Source organism: Qipengyuania rhodophyticola, from assembly GCF_042493225.1.
Lineage (GTDB): Bacteria > Pseudomonadota > Alphaproteobacteria > Sphingomonadales > Sphingomonadaceae > Erythrobacter.
Genome location: NZ_CP170454.1, coordinates 674,440 through 690,915 on the forward strand (window position 1 = coordinate 674,440; position 16,476 = coordinate 690,915).

Annotated in this window: 18 protein-coding genes; 9 read left to right on the top strand and 9 right to left on the bottom strand. The window is 57.4% G+C overall.

Translation table 11 applies throughout. From position 1 onward, the window contains the following. Positions 1-23 precede the first annotated feature (23 nt). From ACFCXQ_RS03125 to ACFCXQ_RS03145, 5 genes are all read left to right on the top strand, one after another. Positions 24-299, top strand: coding sequence for an RNA-binding S4 domain-containing protein (locus tag ACFCXQ_RS03125; RefSeq protein ID WP_379552994.1), 276 nt, complete (start codon positions 24-26; stop codon positions 297-299). A gap of 81 nt (positions 300-380) precedes the next feature. After that, positions 381-719 (top strand): ferredoxin FdxA, encoded by a 339-nt coding sequence (fdxA, locus tag ACFCXQ_RS03130; RefSeq protein ID WP_379552996.1) that lies wholly within the window; start codon positions 381-383, stop codon positions 717-719. Between the two features lie 279 nt (positions 720-998). Further along, positions 999-1,532, top strand: a complete 534-nt coding sequence (locus ACFCXQ_RS03135) for a CarD family transcriptional regulator (protein ID WP_379552998.1) — start codon at positions 999-1,001, stop codon at positions 1,530-1,532. Positions 1,533-1,737: 205 nt separating this feature from the next. After that, positions 1,738-2,514 (top strand): head GIN domain-containing protein, encoded by a 777-nt coding sequence (locus ACFCXQ_RS03140; RefSeq protein ID WP_379552999.1) that lies wholly within the window; start codon positions 1,738-1,740, stop codon positions 2,512-2,514. Between the two features lie 74 nt (positions 2,515-2,588). Further along, positions 2,589-2,918, top strand: a complete 330-nt coding sequence (locus ACFCXQ_RS03145; RefSeq protein ID WP_379553001.1) for a hypothetical protein — start codon at positions 2,589-2,591, stop codon at positions 2,916-2,918. Between the two features lie 3 nt (positions 2,919-2,921). On the opposite strand, the gene ACFCXQ_RS03150 is transcribed toward ACFCXQ_RS03145, so the two are convergent. After that, positions 2,922-3,860, bottom strand: a complete 939-nt coding sequence (locus ACFCXQ_RS03150; protein ID WP_379553003.1) for an L-threonylcarbamoyladenylate synthase — start codon at positions 3,858-3,860, stop codon at positions 2,922-2,924. A 57-nt stretch (positions 3,861-3,917) separates the two neighbouring features. Between ACFCXQ_RS03150 and ACFCXQ_RS03155 the strand changes: the two genes are divergently transcribed. Continuing rightward, positions 3,918-5,657, top strand: coding sequence for an acyl-CoA dehydrogenase (locus ACFCXQ_RS03155; RefSeq protein ID WP_379554522.1), 1,740 nt, complete (start codon positions 3,918-3,920; stop codon positions 5,655-5,657). Between the two features lie 39 nt (positions 5,658-5,696). Here ACFCXQ_RS03155 and ACFCXQ_RS03160 read toward each other — a convergent pair whose 3' ends face one another. Further along, positions 5,697-7,157 (bottom strand): PQQ-dependent sugar dehydrogenase, encoded by a 1,461-nt coding sequence (locus tag ACFCXQ_RS03160; RefSeq protein ID WP_379553005.1) that lies wholly within the window; start codon positions 7,155-7,157, stop codon positions 5,697-5,699. A gap of 106 nt (positions 7,158-7,263) precedes the next feature. Here ACFCXQ_RS03160 and ACFCXQ_RS03165 point away from each other — a divergent pair, with 106 nt between their 5' ends. After that, positions 7,264-7,755 carry a GAF domain-containing protein gene (locus ACFCXQ_RS03165; RefSeq protein ID WP_379553007.1) on the top strand — a complete coding sequence of 164 codons (492 nt, stop codon included), beginning with the start codon at positions 7,264-7,266 and terminating at the stop codon, positions 7,753-7,755. Between the two features lie 97 nt (positions 7,756-7,852). Here ACFCXQ_RS03165 and ACFCXQ_RS03170 read toward each other — a convergent pair whose 3' ends face one another. From ACFCXQ_RS03170 to ACFCXQ_RS03195, 6 genes are all read right to left on the bottom strand, one after another. Beyond that, positions 7,853-8,860 carry a ParB/RepB/Spo0J family partition protein gene (locus ACFCXQ_RS03170; protein WP_379553009.1) on the bottom strand — a complete coding sequence of 336 codons (1,008 nt, stop codon included), beginning with the start codon at positions 8,858-8,860 and terminating at the stop codon, positions 7,853-7,855. Beyond that, positions 8,857-9,648 (bottom strand): ParA family protein, encoded by a 792-nt coding sequence (locus tag ACFCXQ_RS03175; protein WP_379553011.1) that lies wholly within the window; start codon positions 9,646-9,648, stop codon positions 8,857-8,859. Before ACFCXQ_RS03175 ends, ACFCXQ_RS03170 begins: the two co-directional genes overlap by 4 nt. 26 nt (positions 9,649-9,674) lie before the next feature. Next, on the bottom strand, positions 9,675-10,349 hold the full coding sequence (rsmG, locus tag ACFCXQ_RS03180; RefSeq protein ID WP_379553013.1) for a 16S rRNA (guanine(527)-N(7))-methyltransferase RsmG: 675 nt from the start codon (positions 10,347-10,349) through the stop codon (positions 9,675-9,677). Next, positions 10,346-12,214 carry a tRNA uridine-5-carboxymethylaminomethyl(34) synthesis enzyme MnmG gene (mnmG, locus tag ACFCXQ_RS03185; RefSeq protein ID WP_379553015.1) on the bottom strand — a complete coding sequence of 623 codons (1,869 nt, stop codon included), beginning with the start codon at positions 12,212-12,214 and terminating at the stop codon, positions 10,346-10,348. Before mnmG ends, rsmG begins: the two co-directional genes overlap by 4 nt. Positions 12,215-12,313: 99 nt before the next feature. Next, the gene (mnmE, locus tag ACFCXQ_RS03190; RefSeq protein ID WP_379553017.1) at positions 12,314-13,591 is read right to left on the bottom strand and encodes a tRNA uridine-5-carboxymethylaminomethyl(34) synthesis GTPase MnmE; all 1,278 of its coding nucleotides are present in this window, start codon (positions 13,589-13,591) and stop codon (positions 12,314-12,316) included. A gap of 28 nt (positions 13,592-13,619) precedes the next feature. Next, positions 13,620-13,895 carry a DUF6489 family protein gene (locus tag ACFCXQ_RS03195; protein WP_379553019.1) on the bottom strand — a complete coding sequence of 92 codons (276 nt, stop codon included), beginning with the start codon at positions 13,893-13,895 and terminating at the stop codon, positions 13,620-13,622. A gap of 141 nt (positions 13,896-14,036) precedes the next feature. Between ACFCXQ_RS03195 and ACFCXQ_RS03200 the strand changes: the two genes are divergently transcribed. Both ACFCXQ_RS03200 and ACFCXQ_RS03205 read left to right on the top strand, forming a co-directional pair. Then, on the top strand, positions 14,037-15,626 hold the full coding sequence (locus ACFCXQ_RS03200; protein ID WP_379553021.1) for an FMN-binding glutamate synthase family protein: 1,590 nt from the start codon (positions 14,037-14,039) through the stop codon (positions 15,624-15,626). Next, a complete protein-coding gene (locus tag ACFCXQ_RS03205; RefSeq protein WP_379553023.1) occupies positions 15,623-16,021 on the top strand; it encodes a nuclear transport factor 2 family protein in 399 nt (132 codons plus the stop codon). Before ACFCXQ_RS03200 ends, ACFCXQ_RS03205 begins: the two co-directional genes overlap by 4 nt. Here the strand turns inward: ACFCXQ_RS03205 and ACFCXQ_RS03210 are convergent. Beyond that, positions 16,018-16,437: a BLUF domain-containing protein gene (locus ACFCXQ_RS03210; protein ID WP_379553025.1), complete on the bottom strand. Its 420-nt coding sequence runs from the start codon at positions 16,435-16,437 to the stop codon at positions 16,018-16,020. The genes ACFCXQ_RS03205 and ACFCXQ_RS03210 overlap by 4 nt on opposite strands. Positions 16,438-16,476 lie beyond the last annotated feature (39 nt).

Consider the following 16,476-nt stretch of genomic DNA (forward strand, 5'->3'; position numbering starts at 1 on the left):
GGCGTAAGAACGAGTCTCTTGGCATGAGCAAAGCGGGAGCCATGCGGATTGACAGATTGCTCTGCTACCTGCGGTTCGCACGCACGCGCAGCCTCGCTGCAAAGCTCGTCGGGCGCGGCCATTTACGCTGCAACGGCATCCGCATCACCCGCTCCAGCCATACGGTAATGCCTGGCGATGTCCTGACCATTCCGGTGGGCGATGTGGTCAAGCTCATTGAGATTACCGCGCTGCCAAAACGGCGCGGACCCCCGCAAGAGGCACAGGGCTGTTACCACGACTTGCGATCTGGCGCTTGACGGGGCTGCGCAATCCGCATTAGCACCCTCGCCAAGTACTGGTCTTAAGCCAGAACGCTCTAAGAAGGGAATGCCACAACAATGACTTATGTCGTCACCGACGCCTGCATCAAATGCAAATACACTGACTGCGTCGAGGTCTGCCCTGTCGATTGCTTTTACGAAGGCGAAAACATGCTGGTCATTAATCCCAGCGAATGCATTGATTGCGGTGTGTGCGAGCCAGAGTGCCCCGCTGAGGCGATCTTGCCTGACACAGAGGACGGGCTGGAGAAATGGCTTGAGGTGAATACCAAATTCTCTGCCGAATGGCCCAATATCACCACACAGAAAGAACCGCCTGCGGACGCTGATGACCACAAGGGCGTAGAAGGCAAATTTGAGAAATTCTTCTCGGAAGAGCCAGGCGAAGGCGACTAAGGCCAGTGCTCACATGGAAGCGGAAGCGCGTGCTTTAGCACAAGGCTTGCACGCCCACGCTTTGCAAATTGAATTGCGATTCGCAATTTTCTTTCACTTATGCTACAAAAGCGATCAATCGCGCCGAGAAATCGGCGTTTTTGTTACGGATACAGTGTCGGGAGCATCCCAAAATCGGTGAATCTTAACACCGCGCGCTAGGCATGGCACGCGGACACGGATCGCTTACACCGCTGCTTGGTAAAGCTCAGAAAACGGCCGAATTTGAAAGGAACTCGCATGGCGAGCAAAGCAAACATCTTTGATGTAGGCGATTACGTTGTTTACCCAAAGCACGGCGTTGGCCGTGTCATTGAACTGCAGAATGAAGAAATCGCGGGCATGGAGCTTGAGCTCTATGTGCTGCGTTTCGAAAAAGAGCGGATGACGCTGCGCGTTCCGACCAACAAGGTCGAATCGATTGGCATGCGTAAGCTCTCCAGCGACAAGACGCTCAAGGAAGCGATGGAGACCTTGAAGGGCAAGCCCAAGGTCAAGCGAACCATGTGGAGCCGCCGCGCTCAGGAATATGAAGCGAAGATCAACTCAGGTGAGCTCGTTTCTATCGCCGAAGTGACACGCGATCTTTTCCGTCCGGAAGATCAGCCGGAGCAGTCCTATTCTGAACGGCAGATCTTCGAAGCGGCCTCGAGCCGTCTGGCACGCGAACTCGCAGCCATGGAAAAGACTGACGAGCCAGCTGCACTCGAGAAAATCCTCGACGTGCTGCGCACGCACGCACCGCAATATTATGAGAGCACTGAAGAGGACTAAGCACCGCTTAGCCGCGCTCTCATGCGTTCATGAAAGAGGCCGCTTGCGCACTATCCGCGTCAGCGGCCTTTTTCATGTTGATCGCCCAAACCGCCCCGCCCCCAGCATGCCAAAACCCTTGAATGGGCAGCCGCAGTGTATTATATCGGCAATACGGGACTGAGACCGGGCGCTGCGCTCGGCTTTTTTGGAAGGCATCAGCATAATGATCACTAAATTGCTCAAAGGTATCGCGCCTGCAGCGGCCCTCGCCATGGGTGCGATGGTCACCGGGTGCAGCGGCATGAACATCACGATCAATGACGAAGACGGCGTACCGCTGTCCGAGCTTGATCTAAGCGGAGCAGCTCCTGATGAGTTAGTCCTCGCCTCACCCGACAGTGTCGTCATCACGCAGGGCGATGCTCTGACCATCAATGTTGAGGGCGATGATGACGTAACCGAGGCTATGCGCTTCACACTCGACGAAGACACAATCGGAATTATGCGCAAACCCGATTTTGACGGCGATGGCCGCGTCGCCACAGTACGCGTGACCATGCCCAGCCCGAAATCGCTGGTGATGGCCGGATCTGGCAACATCGCTGCGCAAACAATGGCCGAACAGTCTGATATCACTATCGCCGGATCTGGGCGGATTGACGTGGCAAGTCTTTCTGCATCAAAACTCGACCTTAATGTGATGGGCTCAGGCCAAGTCGGTGCAGCGGGAACGCTCTCCAATCTTGAGCTTAACATTGCTGGATCGGGTCAAGCGCAGCTCGACGAGCTGACCATTGAAACTGCTGACATCACCATTGCAGGATCGGGCAGTGGCGCATTCGCATCCGATGGTGAGGTTGATGCGACCATTATGGGATCAGGCAATGTCACGGTCTATGGCCGCGCAACCTGCAGCGTTAATGCGATGGGTTCAGGCAAGCTCACCTGTAAACCTGCCGAGCCAGAAGCCAAAACTGACCAAGAGGCAAGCGACGAGTAATCGCATCCGCTTGGCTCAAGTTCATTGAGGATCAAGCGCGGGTCCACTAAGGCGGCGTGTGAAGGGAACACCTCATGCGCCGCTTTTCGTTTCTATTGCTGATGGCCGCCGCGCCGCTCCTGTCTGGATGCCTTGCCAAAGCCGCGCTGGATGTGGCGACTGCGCCCGTCAAAGTCGTGAGTAAGGGCGTTGATCTGGCGACCACCAGTCAGTCTGAAGCCGATGAGAAGCGCGGCCGCGAGATCCGTCGACGCGAGGAGCGCTTGGCGAAGCTTGAGCGGCGCTATGAAAAAGAGGTTGAGGATTGCGAGGATGGGGACCGCAGCGCGTGCAAAGATGCGCGCGAGACCTATGACGAGATGCAAGAGCTGCTCCCGACCATTCCGGTTGAGCCAGAGGGTTAGCATTTAGTCAGGCGGAGTAGCGGCCCGTCGCAAACGATCATTGATAGCAACGCCAATCCCCTCTTCCGGGATAGGGGCAATGGCAATGCGCGGCTTGGGGCTGGCTGCGGCCTGATGCAGGCAGTCGTAAAGCCGTGATGCCGCCAGCTTCAGATCGCCAGATTCCGACAAGTTGCAATCACCTGCGACCTCGCCAAACCCTATCACAAAGTCGTCTGGCGCAACTTCGGAAAGCTCAACATTGAGCCGCATTGCCTTGCCCGGCGAGTAATGACTCGCGAGCTGACCTGGAGCCTCGATTGACGAAAGCTGATGAGGCGCCGCGCCTTTGGTGGTGATCGGTCCGGGTCGCAACACCTCCAACTCGCCATTTTCGCGCAATGCGACAATCGTCGACTCAACACCTTGCGCGCAGACGCCGCCATCGAGCACCATATCAATGCGCCCATCAAGCGACGCCAAGACATGTTCAGCAGTCGTCGGGCTGATAAACCCACTGCGATTGGCAGATGGTGCAGCAAGTGGAAAATCCACCGCCTCGAGCAAGCCGCGCATAACGGAATGTGCAGGAGCGCGCACCGCCACGGTCGGCAAACCAGCCGTCACTGCTGGTGCAAGCGATGCATCCTTGCGCTTGGGTAGAACCAAGGTGAGCGGACCCGGCCAATGTGTAGCGGCCATGTCCTGCGCCGCGGCACTCACATCCACCAATCTTCGCGCCTGCTCCAGATCCGAGACATGCACGATCAACGGATTGAAGTCTGGCCGTCCCTTAGCCGTGTAAATCTTGGCCACGGCCTCAGCGCTGTCAGCCCGCGCCGCCAGGCCATAAACCGTCTCTGTCGGAACCGCGACCAGCCCCCCGCGTTTGAGAATCGCAGCCGCTTTCGCGATTCCTTCTGCATCGGCCGGTACCGTTTCCGTAACGTTCTTGCGGGTCATGGCTGAGCGCTATATTTCGCATTGCTGCAAAGCCCAAACAAAAGGTTCAAACACGTGATTCCCTATACCCCCGCCACGCAAGACCAATTGCTCGCCATCCGCGTTAACGCAGGCATCGAAGAGCTTGCTCAGTCCGAGCGGTTTGCTGCCGCTGAGCCCGATATGGTTGAGGCAATCGTCGATGGCGTAGGCCAATTTTCCGCTGGCGAGTTTGCACCGCTTAACCGAATTGGTGATTTGGAAGGCGCAAAACTGGAGAATGGGGTTGTTCGCCTGCCCGACGGGTTCAAGTCGGCTTATGACACCTATGTCGAGCAGGGGTGGAATGCGATTGCTTCGCCAGCTGAGTTTGGAGGGCAGGGTCTGCCTTTCACACTCGCCTGCAATGTGCTCGAAAACCTCGGCACCGCGAATATGGCGTTCAATCTGCTACCAATGCTCTCAGTTGGCGCGATTGAGGCAGTGGAGCATCACGGCAGTGAGGCTCAGCAAGCGCAATATCTGCCCAATCTGGTGAGCGGCAAGTGGTCAGGCACTATGAACCTGACCGAGCCGCAAGCAGGCAGCGATGTCGGCGCCCTGCGCAGTACCGCTGAGCCCATCACAGAAGGCGAGCATGCGGGCAGGTACCGGATCAAAGGCCAAAAGATCTACATCACCTGGGGTGAGCATGAGCTGGCGGACAATATCATTCACCTCGTGCTCGCGCGCCTGCCAGATGCGCCAGAAGGCACGCGCGGTATCTCGCTCTTCATCGTGCCAAAGTATCATGTGAATGCCGATGGAAGCCTTGGCGGCAAAAACGATCTGCGCTGCGTCAGCCTTGAACATAAGCTTGGGATCAACGCCTCACCGACCTGCGTGATGAGCTATGGCGATAATGACGAGTGTATTGGCGAGCTGATCGGTGCGGAAAATCGCGGGCTGATGGCGATGTTCACGATGATGAACAATGCGCGCATCAACGTCGGCAGTCAGGGCGTACAGATCGCCGAGCGAGCCACGCAGCAGGCGATTTCCTATGCGACTGACCGCGTTCAATCGGCCCGTGCGGGCTCAGGTGATAAAGAGCCCGTAGCGATTATTCAGCACCCCGACGTGCGCCGCATGCTGATGCGGATGAAGGCGCTGACCGAGGGCTCGCGCGCGCTGCTCTATTACACCGCCGGCCAAGTCGATCGCGGCACTTTGGGCGATGAAGCTGCGGCCATGCGCGGCGAAATACTCACTCCGCTAATCAAAGCATGGGGCACCGATATCGGCATCGAAGTCGCCAGCCTCGGCATTCAGATCCATGGCGGGATGGGCTTTGTCGAAGAGACAGGCGCGGCCCAGCATTGGCGCGATTCGCGCATCGCCCCGATTTATGAGGGCACCAATGGCATTCAGGCCGCTGACCTGGTTACGCGCAAACTCGGCATGGAAGGCGGCGACGCGCTAATCGGTTTGGCCCAGGAGATTGCCCGGGATGCGGTGGGAGAACCCGCTCTGGCAGCGCTCGCGCAGGATTGCATAGGTATTGCCGAGTGGATGCGCAGCGAGGCGAGCCTCGATGACCGCTTGGCCGGCAGCGTACCGTTCTGCACCATGTTTGCAGTGGCCACCGCCGGCTGGCAGCTGATCAAACAGGCGGATGCTGTTACCGCAGGGCACGCCCCAGCCTTGGCAGTAAGCAAGCCAGCTACCGTGCGCTTCTTCCTCGATCGGATCGTGCCGGAGGCCGCTGGGCTGAAAGCGGGCGCAACCGCTGGAGCCGATGGCCTATACGCAATCGAAGCGGATGCGCTGTCAGCTTAATTGGTTTGTCTGCTGAGTAATATATAACCTAAACGGTACTTAATTCGCAGGAACCTCGCGGGCGAAGTCATCTTCGCCAAAGGTGGCACGCGCCTCACCAGACAGATTGCGCAAGGCTGGTAGTCGCTCGCCCCGCAGCGCCTCAATCCCTGCTTGCGGCTCCGCATTCGGAGCAATCACGCGCCAGATTATGCCCGCCGTATCATCACTCACCAGCAATGAGCCATCCGCTGCCCACTCTACCCATGTCGGGCGGCCCTTAGTGGTGCCATCGTCATTCAAAAAGCCGCTTAGCACCGGCACAGGCTTGCCTTGCGGATTGCCGCGCTCGTCAAAATCCACATAGACCACATTGTAGCCTGATGGCGGCTTGCGGTTCCACGAACCGTGATTGGCAACGAATGCGCCTGAGGCGAAGTTCTCGCCCATTCGCGCACCCTCCTTGCTGAAGACGAGACCCAAGGCCGCAACATGTGGTCCCATCGCAAACTCGGGACGCCGCGAATATTCGGTGAGATATTGCGGCATCGGTGCCTCAACCCGGCGGTCCACATTGTCTTTCCAATACACCCAAGGCCAGCCATATTGCGCGCCGACAGGTACATTGGTGAGATAATCAGGCACAAGGTCAGAGCCGAGCATGTCGCGTTCATTCACAGTAGTCCAAAGTTCACCCGACCATGGGCTGAAATCAAGTCCATTGGGATTGCGCAGCCCTGCGCCAAAGATGCGCTGCGACTGCTCCTCGAGATTATACTCCCAGATCAGGGCGCGGCCTTCTTCGACTTCCATGCCCTGCTCGCCAATATTGGAAACTGAGCCAACCGCGACATAGAGCCGGTCACCATCGGGATGAATTTCCATATTGCGCATCCAGTGGCCACCACCGGGCGCCAGATCCATAATCTTGCGCGGTTCCCCGGTCAGTTCAGTCCCGCCCAAAGCATAGTCAAAGGCGATCACTTCGTCGTGATTGGCCACATAGAGCGTGTCATCTGACCACGCCATTCCGGACGGGGAATCGAGGGTGTCAGTAAGCGTAAAGCGCCCTTCCGCGCTGCCATCGCCATCTTCATCGCGCAGCAGGACAATCTGATTGGCAGAATCGCCCGTTGCTCCGGCGCGCGTCAGCAGCAAATCGGCAATCCATGCCGTAATTCCCCCTCCATCTTCCTTTGCGGGCGAGCGGGTAAGCGTGACAAGAATATCGCCATTGGGCAGCGCAAGCAGAACGCGCGGATGATCCAGCCCATCGGCAAAACGCCCTACAGCTAACCCTTCAGCCGCTTGCGGCACCTCATCATCGCCCCACCCCACCGGCTTGGCGATCTGAACGGTTGGGATGCTCTCCATATTCGGGGCCTGCAACGTCGGGTCCGTTCCCGTCACGTCTTCGATCGGCACGTCGGCTGTGTCCCCGCGTGTCAGGAAGTAACCAGCGATACCGAGCAGCAGGATGAGGACGATCAGGGCGATGAGGATCTTTTTGAATAGAGACATTTACTCTCTTTAGGCGGCTCTCTTGCCCGCGACAATGGCGGGAGATGTCCTTTCCCGCGCATGTAGTAGAGCTTGCGGCTTGCAATATCGGGCCTAGATACACCGCATGTATGATTTCCGCCCCGCCCCTGGCACGCCCAAAGCGACACTCTATGCTGATATGCTCTCGGCCGCGGATGCGCTGACACGTGATGAAAGCGATGCAGTAGCGAATATGGCCAATGTCGCGGCGCTTTTGTGGGAGTTTCTCGCGGAGGTGAACTGGACGGGGTTTTACCGCGTGAGTGACAATGAGCCAGAAGAGTTGGTACTAGGGCCGTTTATGGGCCGCCCCGCCTGTATTCGGATCCCCTTCGCGCAAGGCGTATGCGGAGCAGCGGCCAAGACTGGCAAAACCCAGCTAGTGGCAGATGTTCACGCCTTCCCAGGGCATATCGCCTGCGATGGCGATACGCAGTCAGAGCTAGTGGTGCCGGTCATCCGCGATGGCAGGGTGATCGCAGTGATTGATCTCGACAGCCCTTCCAAAGCGCGTTTTGATGAAGAGGATGCGGCCGGGATTGAAGCACTCGCAGCGATGTTAGCCGGGCGAATTTAGGCGGCATTGCGCCACAAAATGCGAGCGCAGAAGTTGCGCGGCGCAACTCAAAGCCCAGCAATTGCCTCAATACGAGCGCCATAAAGGACTGAAATTACTAAATATCTCCGCCGGTCAAGCGCTGGCAAATCAGATCCAGCTGATCGAGCGTGCGGTACCGGATCGTCACTGCGCCCGTACGCGGATCAGCATCCGTCTTGATCCGCACTGGCAGGCCCAGAAATTCCTCCAGATGCGCTTGAACAGCCGCAATGTCAGCGTTTTCTGGGGCACCAACATTTGCAAGGGAACTTACAGGATTCGCCGTTTGAGAGCCTTTCTTGCTGCCCTTGCGCGCCAATTTCTCAATATCGCGAACCGAGAGGTTATCCTTAACTGCGCGCTTGGCCAAAGATGATGCATCGTCTTTGCCAATCAAGGCGCGCGCATGCCCCATACTCAGCTCGCCAGCAGCAACAAAGGCCAAGACATCATCGGGAAGCGCCAAAAGTCGCTGAAAATTCGCAACATGGCTGCGGGACTTATCGACCATCTTGGCGATATCTGCCTGGGTCATCCCATCATCCTCAGACAGGCGATGATAAGCGCGGGCCTCCTCTACCGGATTTAGATCTTCACGCTGAAGGTTCTCTATAAGAGCCAGCGCGGTGACCTCATGATCACTGAGATCGCGAACCAAGGCTGGAATTTCATGCAAACGAGCCCGCTGCGCCGCACGCCACCGGCGCTCGCCCGCGACCAATTGATAGGTGCCCACACCTCTTGGTCGAACAATAATCGGCTGAATAACCCCGCGTGCCTCAATCGAAGCCGCCAGTTCGTCCAACGCTTCATCATCGAAGTGTGTGCGGGGTTGGTCCGGCAGAGGGGATATCGATGAAACCGACAGCGATTTCAGGCCATTATCTGCAGATTTCGCCACTGCTTGTGCGGGGGATCCCGCAGTTTCACTCATGGGAACACCCGCATCGTCAGCACCGGGATTCACGCGAACAAGCGGCTCTTCACGCTGAACATCACCCATCAACGCACCAAGGCCGCGCCCCAACTTCTTCTTGCGAGAGGCCGCAGCGGGAGCGCCAGAATTGTCTACCATCTTACTCATGCCGCTTTCCTTTCTTCTGGCAGGCGTCCGATCAATTCGCGCGCCAAGGTTATATACGCCCGGCTCCCCGAGCAGTTATGGTCATAAACTAGCGCTGGAAGGCCGTGGCTCGGCGCCTCAGACAAGCGCACATTGCGCGGGATGACCGCGTCAAACACCAATCCACCCAGGCAGTCGCGGACATCGTCAGCGACTTGGTCTGTCAGACGATTACGCCGGTCAAACATGGTCAGAACCACGCCAATAATGCCCAAATTCGCATTGAAGCGCTGCTGCACCTGCTCAACAGTCTGGAGCAGCTGACTAAGGCCCTCCAAGGCAAAAAATTCGCACTGAAGCGGCACTAACAAGGTATCTGCGGCCGAAAGGGCATTAAGCGTTAACAGCCCCAATGACGGCGGGCAGTCGATAAAACAAACATCATAACCCGCAAAATTGCCCTGAATTGCGCGATCTAACACCTTGCCAAGCCGCCCCGTGCGGTCATCAATCGAGACCAGCTCCACTTCTGCTCCCGATAGGTCCTGGGTAGCAGGGACAATATCGAGGCCTGGGATCTCGGTAGCCTGCGTGCATTGCGCAAGCTCAACACCGTCAACGAGCAGATCATAGCTTGAAAACTCACGCGCATCCGCCTCGACACCCATTCCGGTAGAGGCATTGCCCTGGGGATCCAGATCAATGAGCAGAACTTTCGAGCCTGTCGCAGCCATGGCAGTTGCGATGTTAATGGCAGTGGTGGTCTTGCCCACTCCACCCTTCTGGTTGGCAATCGCGATGGTGATCATAGGGGGCGGCTCCGTTTAATGGTTGGCTAGACCTTCGAAACGCGGCCTTTTCCAACGATAATCCCTGCTTCAGCGTCCGTTTGCGATTGTTCCACGTGAAACATTTTTCGCAAGGGCCTTGGAAGCTCACCCACTTCTTGCGCTGCCTTGCGGCCTTTGGGCAAGACCCAATATGTACCGCTTGTGGAGAATCGTGCGGATAGCTTGAGTAATTTTCCTAGTGGCGCAAACGCTCTGGCGCTGATTACGGAGGCCTCAAAACTATCAATTAACTCGAGTTTGGAGCCGACCACACGGCAGTGCTCAAGTGCCAATTCACTTACAATACGCTCAAGCCACTCAACCCTGCGCGCACGGGATTCCACCAGAATTACAGGCATTTGAGGCCGTAGCGCGGCAATCACGAGCCCTGGAAATCCGGCGCCGACACCGAGGTCAAGCCAGGGTTTTGCGGCAAAAGCACCGCCAACCAATGTTTCACGTGGAACATGGTCAAGTAGCTGGGCGGAATCGGCCAGATGTCGCGACCAAATAAATTCCACACTTCCGCGTGAGATTAGGTTTTGTTGCTCATTTTCTGCCATAAGTGCGGCAATCAGCTGCCCAAGACGCTCCATGGCGACAAATGCTGAATCACCTGTTGCGCCATCGGCAGCACGCTGCTCGATAAACGCGCGTGCCTCATCTTCGCTAGTAATCACCACACTGTTTCCAAGTGGCGGCGCGCATGTACAAGCAATGCAGCCAGCGCTGTAGGTGTAATGCCGGATATACGCGCAGCTTCAGACAAGCTTGCCGGCTCTGCCGCTGAGAGACGCTCGACCATCTCGTTCGAGAGACCCGGCACTTCCCCGTAAGGAAAATCACGCGAGAGAGGCAGACTTTGATTGGCACGCAAATCCCGCAGTTCCGCCTCTTGGCGGGCGAGATATGGCGCATATTGCGCGTCTTCAATCACCTCATTGGCAAGTGTGTCGTCCCATGGAAGCTCATCAGGCAATAAGGCCCGCAAGTCAGCCTTCGCCAAATGGCCGGTGCTTATCCACTCTTCCAAAGGCTTCGCTGCCTGATCGCGCCGCACGTTAATCCCAAGCGCCGCGAGCTCTTTGCCGCTCATCTTATGTGTAAGCGCAGCGTCCCACTGGGCGCGCAGGTTCTGTCGCTGTTCAAACCACACCCTGCGCTCATCACCCACACATCCAGCATCAATACCTAAGGGGGTGAGGCGCGTATCCGCATTCGCCGCGCGCAAACGCAGGCGATATTCAGCGCGCGAGGTGAGCATACGATATGGTTCGGTGACGCCTTGCAGAACCAGATCATCCACCATTACGGCAATGTAGGAATTTGCCCGATCCAGCTGCGCCGGCTCCACGTCCTTTACGGCCGCGGCAGCATGCATGCCCGCGACGAGGCCTTGCGCAGCCGCCTCCTCATAACCCGTCGTGCCGTTGATTTGGCCAGCGCAATGAAGGCCAGGAATGGCTCTGACTTCCAAGGCGCTCGTCAGTGCCCGTGGGTCAATGTGGTCATATTCGACCGCATAGCCCGGCACCGCCATCTCGACCTTTTCTAGCCCATCCATGCTGCGTAGCATCGCAAGCTGCACATCCACAGGCAACGAGGTGCTAATCCCATTGGGGTAAATCATATGCGATGAAAGGCCCTCAGGCTCGAGAAACACCTGATGGCCATCGCGGTCGCCAAAGCGGTGGATCTTGTCCTCAATCGAGGGGCAGTAGCGCGGCCCCTGCGCATCGATGGCACCGCTAAACAGCGGTGACCGGTCAAGATTGGCGCGAATTATGTCATGGCTGGTCTGATTTGTACGGGTAATCGCGCAAAACACCTGTGGGTTTGCGCGGGTCGGCGTAAGCGAGGACATCGTCCAGCTTTCATCATCGCTGGGCTGTTCAGCGAGGCGCGACCAATCAATCGTGCGTCCATCCAGTCTCGGCGGCGTCCCCGTTTTGAGTCGCGCCATTGGCAGGTCTGCTCCGCGCAGCTGCTCCGCAAGCTTATGGGCCGCATTCTCCCCAATGCGCCCACCGACTATCCGCTCTTCGCCGCGGTAGAGGATGCCACCAAGGAATGTGCCGGTACACAGCACAATTCGCGGTGCGGTCAGTTCACTTCCGTCAGCCAGAGCTATGCCGGTCGCCGCGCCACCCTTGAGAACAAGACTCGCAGCCTCACCTTCTACGAGTGTGAGGTTAGCTTCGGCGCGCACGATGGCTTGTACCGCACGTTTGAACAAAGCGCGGTCCGCCTGAATGCGCGGCCCCCATACCGCACTTCCTTTTGAGCGGTTGAGCATGCGGTAATGGATTGCAGCGGCATCACTTGCGCGGCCTAGCACACCGTCAAACGCGTCAACTTCGCGTACCAAATGCCCCTTGCCGAGCCCGCCTATTGCTGGATTGCAACTCATCGCGCCGATCGCGTCCAGATCAAAGCTTACGAGAGCGGTGCGCACACCCATACGCGCGGCAACGCAGGCGGCTTCTACCCCTGCGTGCCCGCCACCAATGACGATCACATCAAAATCTGTGTTCTGGCTACTCATAATGCGCGCACCCGATAGGCCAGATTCGCCTTACTATCCAGCCAAATGCGTCAAAGCCGATGTTCCACGTGAAACATGATTGCGGCGATCTTGGTCGCGCTATTTACCAATGCAAAAGCGGCCAAAGAGCGCATCGAGCATTTCCTCAGTGGAATCGCGGCCCAAAAGCGCATCAAACGCCCGCCGCGCACTGCGCAAATGTTCGCCAATAATCAGCAAGTCGGTGCCCGGTGCGATCGCAGCAAGCGCATCATAAGCATCGCGTGTCATCGCTCTTTGACGCGCATTGAGTGCCGCTTGTCCGGGTTTAGGTAAGAGCGCGGAGGCCCGCTCCATTATCCCCGCCTCAAGCGCCTCCATCCCCACACGGCTTTGCGCGGAAACCACAAAGTCCGGTGCAAGCTTGGGCAAAGCATCCGCCAAATCCGCTTTAGTCTGGATTTCAAGCGCAGAATGCGGCCCCTCACCCTCTGGCCCAAGCCACAAGACCAGATCAGCCTGTGCGATCTCCGCCTGCGCGCGCTCGATGCCCATCGCCTCAATCGCGTCATCCTGCGCCAGCCTTAGGCCGGCGGTATCGACCAAGACCAGCGGTATGCCGCCTAAGGCCACTGGCCGTTCTATGACATCGCGCGTTGTGCCAGCTTGCGGAGAGATAATCGCCGCTGCATCATCCAGCAAAGCATTGAATAGGCTCGACTTTCCACTGTTTGGTGGGCCAGCCAACACTACTCTCACACCATCACGCAAACGCTCCGCTGCTGGACGCGCCAACCAATGGCGCATCGCCTCACGCAGCGTGCTCACCTCGTTAAAGAATACCTCAGGCAATTCAGCAACGTCATCCTCATCAGAGAAATCAAGCGCCGCTTCCAACTGAGCGCCCAATCGCAAGATTTCCTCGCGCCACGCCTCGACCTGTTCGGAGATCGCTCCACCAAAAGCGGATTGCGCGGCACGGCGTTGTAATTCTGTCTCGGCAGAAAGGAGATCGGCCAGAGCTTCCGCTTCGGCGAGATCGAGACGCCCATTGGCAAAAGCGCGCCGGGTAAATTCACCAGGCTCTGCCCGCCGAAAACCGTGCAAAGCGCCAAGAGCGCGCTCCACGCCCGCAATAACCGCCCTGCCCCCATGGCAATGCAGTTCCACCAGGTCCTCACCGGTCGCTGTGTCGGGACCGGGAAACCACAGTACAAGGGCCTGATCGAGTGCTTCACCCTTACCGTCTTTAAGGACCCGCAAAGATGCTCGGCGCGGCTCAGGCACTTCGCCGGCTAGTGCAGCCAAAGCATCACGCGCTGAGGGCCCGCTAATTCGGATTATGCCAAGCGCTGCTGGTGGTGCGCCGCTCGAAAGTGCGAAAATCGTATCAGTCACGGCAAATCAGCGAGCACTCCAAGCGACGTTAGTCGTCAGACGACTTCTTCTTCTTGCCTGAACTTTTACCCGATGTCCGGTTGGCTTGCGCACCCTCCATAAAGCTCTGGAAGAGTTTGAAGCCCGCCTGCCCCATCGGCGCCAATTGACGGGCATAATCTTGAAGCTGATCAGGGCTGGAGACGCCCTTCATCGCCTTGGACATCATATCGACGTAAATGTCGTTGGCCTTGCCAACATCGGGAAGACCCATGAAGCTGCGCGCTTCTTCCGGCGTGCAATCAATCTCGATATTGACCTTCATGAGTATCTCTCCCTGTGCTGAGCGTCACATTGTGTATAGCATTTTGTTCTCTTGCATTTACCAATGTGGGTCTGCCAAGCTTGGAAAGCAAGAAAATGCGCCATCAAGGGCAGGCGCAAGCAAGTTTCGGGGACGCACATATTGGAACGGCTACCATTTCGCTACCTTGTCCCAGCGCTATTGCTGGGTGCGGTGGCGGCCGCATGGGCCTTTGCGCCGGCACGCCTAGCTTTGTGGGTTCTGGTTCCCGCTCTACTCGTTGCCGTTTGGGATTTTCTACAAAATAATCATACACTTAGGCGAAACTATCCGCTAATCGGGCGCATTCGCTGGCTGATGGAAGATCTTCGGCCCTTTGCGCAAAGTTATTTCGTTGAGGGGGATTTGGAAGGACGGCCGTTTAGCCATCAGGCCCGCGCACTGGTCTATGCGCGCGCCAAAGGGGATCTCGACAAACACCCGATGGGCACGGAGCTCGATGTCTATTCCGATGAATATGAGTGGCTCAGCCATTCGATTGCGCCAAGCGAAAACGCGCCAGAAAGCTGGAGTGTGGCAATCGGCGAGGGCACATGCGCTCAGCCCTATACCTCCTCCCTGCTTAATATCTCCGCCATGAGCTTCGGCTCCTTATCGGCCAAAGCAATCGAAGCGCTCAACCAAGGCGCAAAACTGGGCGGCTTTGCGCATAACACCGGCGAAGGAAGCATCAGCCGCTATCACCGGGGGCCAGGAGGTGATCTGATCTGGGAGCTGGGCAGCGGATATTTCGGTGCACGCGCGCCGGACGGCAATTTCGACCCTGAGCAGTTCAAAGACAATGCCGCGCAGACCCAAGTAAAAATGGTCGAGGTTAAACTCAGCCAGGGCGCAAAGCCGGGTCACGGCGGCGTCTTACCGGGTGCAAAAGTAACAGAAGAAATCGCTGAGGCGCGCGGGGTGCCCGTTGGTGAAACAGTCAATTCACCAGCGGTGCACCCAGCTTTCTCCACCCCGATTGAAATGCTCGAATGGCTCACCGAACTTCGCGAGCTGTCCGGCGGTAAGCCGGTTGGCATAAAATTATGCGTGGGCCAGCCGCATGAAGTCTTCGCGATTGGCAAGGCCATGCTGGAAACAGGTCTCCACCCTGATTTCATAACGGTGGACGGCGCAGAAGGCGGGACAGGTGCAGCCCCGCTAGAGCTCAGCAATTCGGTTGGCATGCCCCTGCGCGAAGGGCAGATTTTCCTGCGCAATATGCTGGTCGGTATCGATATGAAGGACAAGGTCAAAATCGCCGCCTCCGGCAAGATTCACTCGGGCGCGCAAATGGCCAAGGCCTTCGGTTTGGGTGCGGATTGGTGCAACGCGGCTCGCCCCTTCATGTTCGCACTTGGCTGTATCCAATCCATGCAGTGCCACACTGGCAATTGCCCATCAGGTGTCGCCACGCAAAAGCCATGGCGTCAGGCTGGGTTGGTGGTCGAAGATAAGGCACCGCGCGTCGCCCGATTCCACAAGCAGACGCTGCATTCTTTGCGCGAGATTGTTGTTGCGATGGGCCTCAGCGATCCATGGTCAATCGGACCGCATGATATGCGCGAGCGCTTGAACGGCGCGCGCTCTGACGCGATTGACCGGATTTACACATTTCTTGAGCCCGGCGCATTGCTGACTGAGCCTGATGCAACACCCATTGGGCGCCATTGGCATAGCGCCAGCGCCGCCACTTTCCGGAGAGTATCATGATTGCCGAAGCAGGTCTCAAACATTGGCATAAAGTCATCGAGGGCGGCAGCACAGCCGATGGTCTCGGCGCGATCCTGCATGATGATGCTGTATTCCACTCACCCGTTGTGCACACGCCGCAGCGCGGCAAGCCCATCGTGATGGCTTACCTTATGGCAGCGGGGCAAACGCTGGGGAACGACAGCTTCACCTATGTCCGCGAGATCGTCGATGGCAATCACCTCATGCTTGAATTCAGCACTGAGATGGAAGGAATCGCCATCAATGGAATTGACCTCATCACCTTCGACGATGATGGGTTAATCACTGATTTTAAAGTGATGGTCAGGCCCCTGAAAGCGGTCAATAAGGTATGGGAAATGATGGGCCGCGAGCTGGAGAAAGCCAAGAGCTAAGCCGCCAAAGCACGTTTCATATCAATAAAGCGCTCAAACTCTTCGAGAACACGCCGTGCATTTCGGTGCCGTGTCATCAGGCGCTTGAACTCCCGTTGCGCCAGGTCGGCATCATGGATCGCAAGCCGCTTCATACGCCATCCTTCAAATTGCCGCACTTCAAGCTGTGTCTCGCGCAGGATGCGCGGCGTACCAAACCGGCCATCATTACTTGCCACGTTGAGCAGTAAACCAATCTCATTGGGTTCGCCCTCAAGTGCTGAGTAAAAATGCTTGCCCGCAAAGACGAGAACGCCTGTTATGTCGTGCTCGCTGGTGTAGCTGGCAGCACTCTCGACAATCCGAAACAGGCCTGCACCATCCATATGGGGTGATGCGGGCGCTGCCGAGATAATCTGTTGAATTGGTTGGGCCATGGCCAGACATTATTGCCGGGCCACTGAATCATCCGCCTA

Bases quoted from the DNA above. Each gene is read 5' to 3' on its own strand.
- ACFCXQ_RS03145 (WP_379553001.1), top strand. From the start codon at position 2,589: ATGCGCCGCTTTTCGTTTCTATTGCTGATGGCCGCCGCGCCGCTCCTG.
- ACFCXQ_RS03210 (WP_379553025.1), bottom strand. From the start codon at position 16,437: ATGGCCCAACCAATTCAACAGATTATCTCGGCAGCGCCCGCATCACCC.
- ACFCXQ_RS03125 (WP_379552994.1), top strand. From the start codon at position 24: ATGAGCAAAGCGGGAGCCATGCGGATTGACAGATTGCTCTGCTACCTG.
- ACFCXQ_RS03160 (WP_379553005.1), bottom strand. From the start codon at position 7,157: ATGTCTCTATTCAAAAAGATCCTCATCGCCCTGATCGTCCTCATCCTG.
- ACFCXQ_RS03175 (WP_379553011.1), bottom strand. From the start codon at position 9,648: ATGATCACCATCGCGATTGCCAACCAGAAGGGTGGAGTGGGCAAGACC.
- ACFCXQ_RS03135 (WP_379552998.1), top strand. From the start codon at position 999: ATGGCGAGCAAAGCAAACATCTTTGATGTAGGCGATTACGTTGTTTAC.
- ACFCXQ_RS03170 (WP_379553009.1), bottom strand. From the start codon at position 8,860: ATGAGTAAGATGGTAGACAATTCTGGCGCTCCCGCTGCGGCCTCTCGC.
- ACFCXQ_RS03205 (WP_379553023.1), top strand. From the start codon at position 15,623: ATGATTGCCGAAGCAGGTCTCAAACATTGGCATAAAGTCATCGAGGGC.
- ACFCXQ_RS03195 (WP_379553019.1), bottom strand. From the start codon at position 13,895: ATGAAGGTCAATATCGAGATTGATTGCACGCCGGAAGAAGCGCGCAGC.
- ACFCXQ_RS03140 (WP_379552999.1), top strand. From the start codon at position 1,738: ATGATCACTAAATTGCTCAAAGGTATCGCGCCTGCAGCGGCCCTCGCC.
- mnmG (WP_379553015.1), bottom strand. From the start codon at position 12,214: ATGAGTAGCCAGAACACAGATTTTGATGTGATCGTCATTGGTGGCGGG.
- ACFCXQ_RS03150 (WP_379553003.1), bottom strand. From the start codon at position 3,860: ATGACCCGCAAGAACGTTACGGAAACGGTACCGGCCGATGCAGAAGGA.
- ACFCXQ_RS03165 (WP_379553007.1), top strand. From the start codon at position 7,264: ATGTATGATTTCCGCCCCGCCCCTGGCACGCCCAAAGCGACACTCTAT.
- fdxA (WP_379552996.1), top strand. From the start codon at position 381: ATGACTTATGTCGTCACCGACGCCTGCATCAAATGCAAATACACTGAC.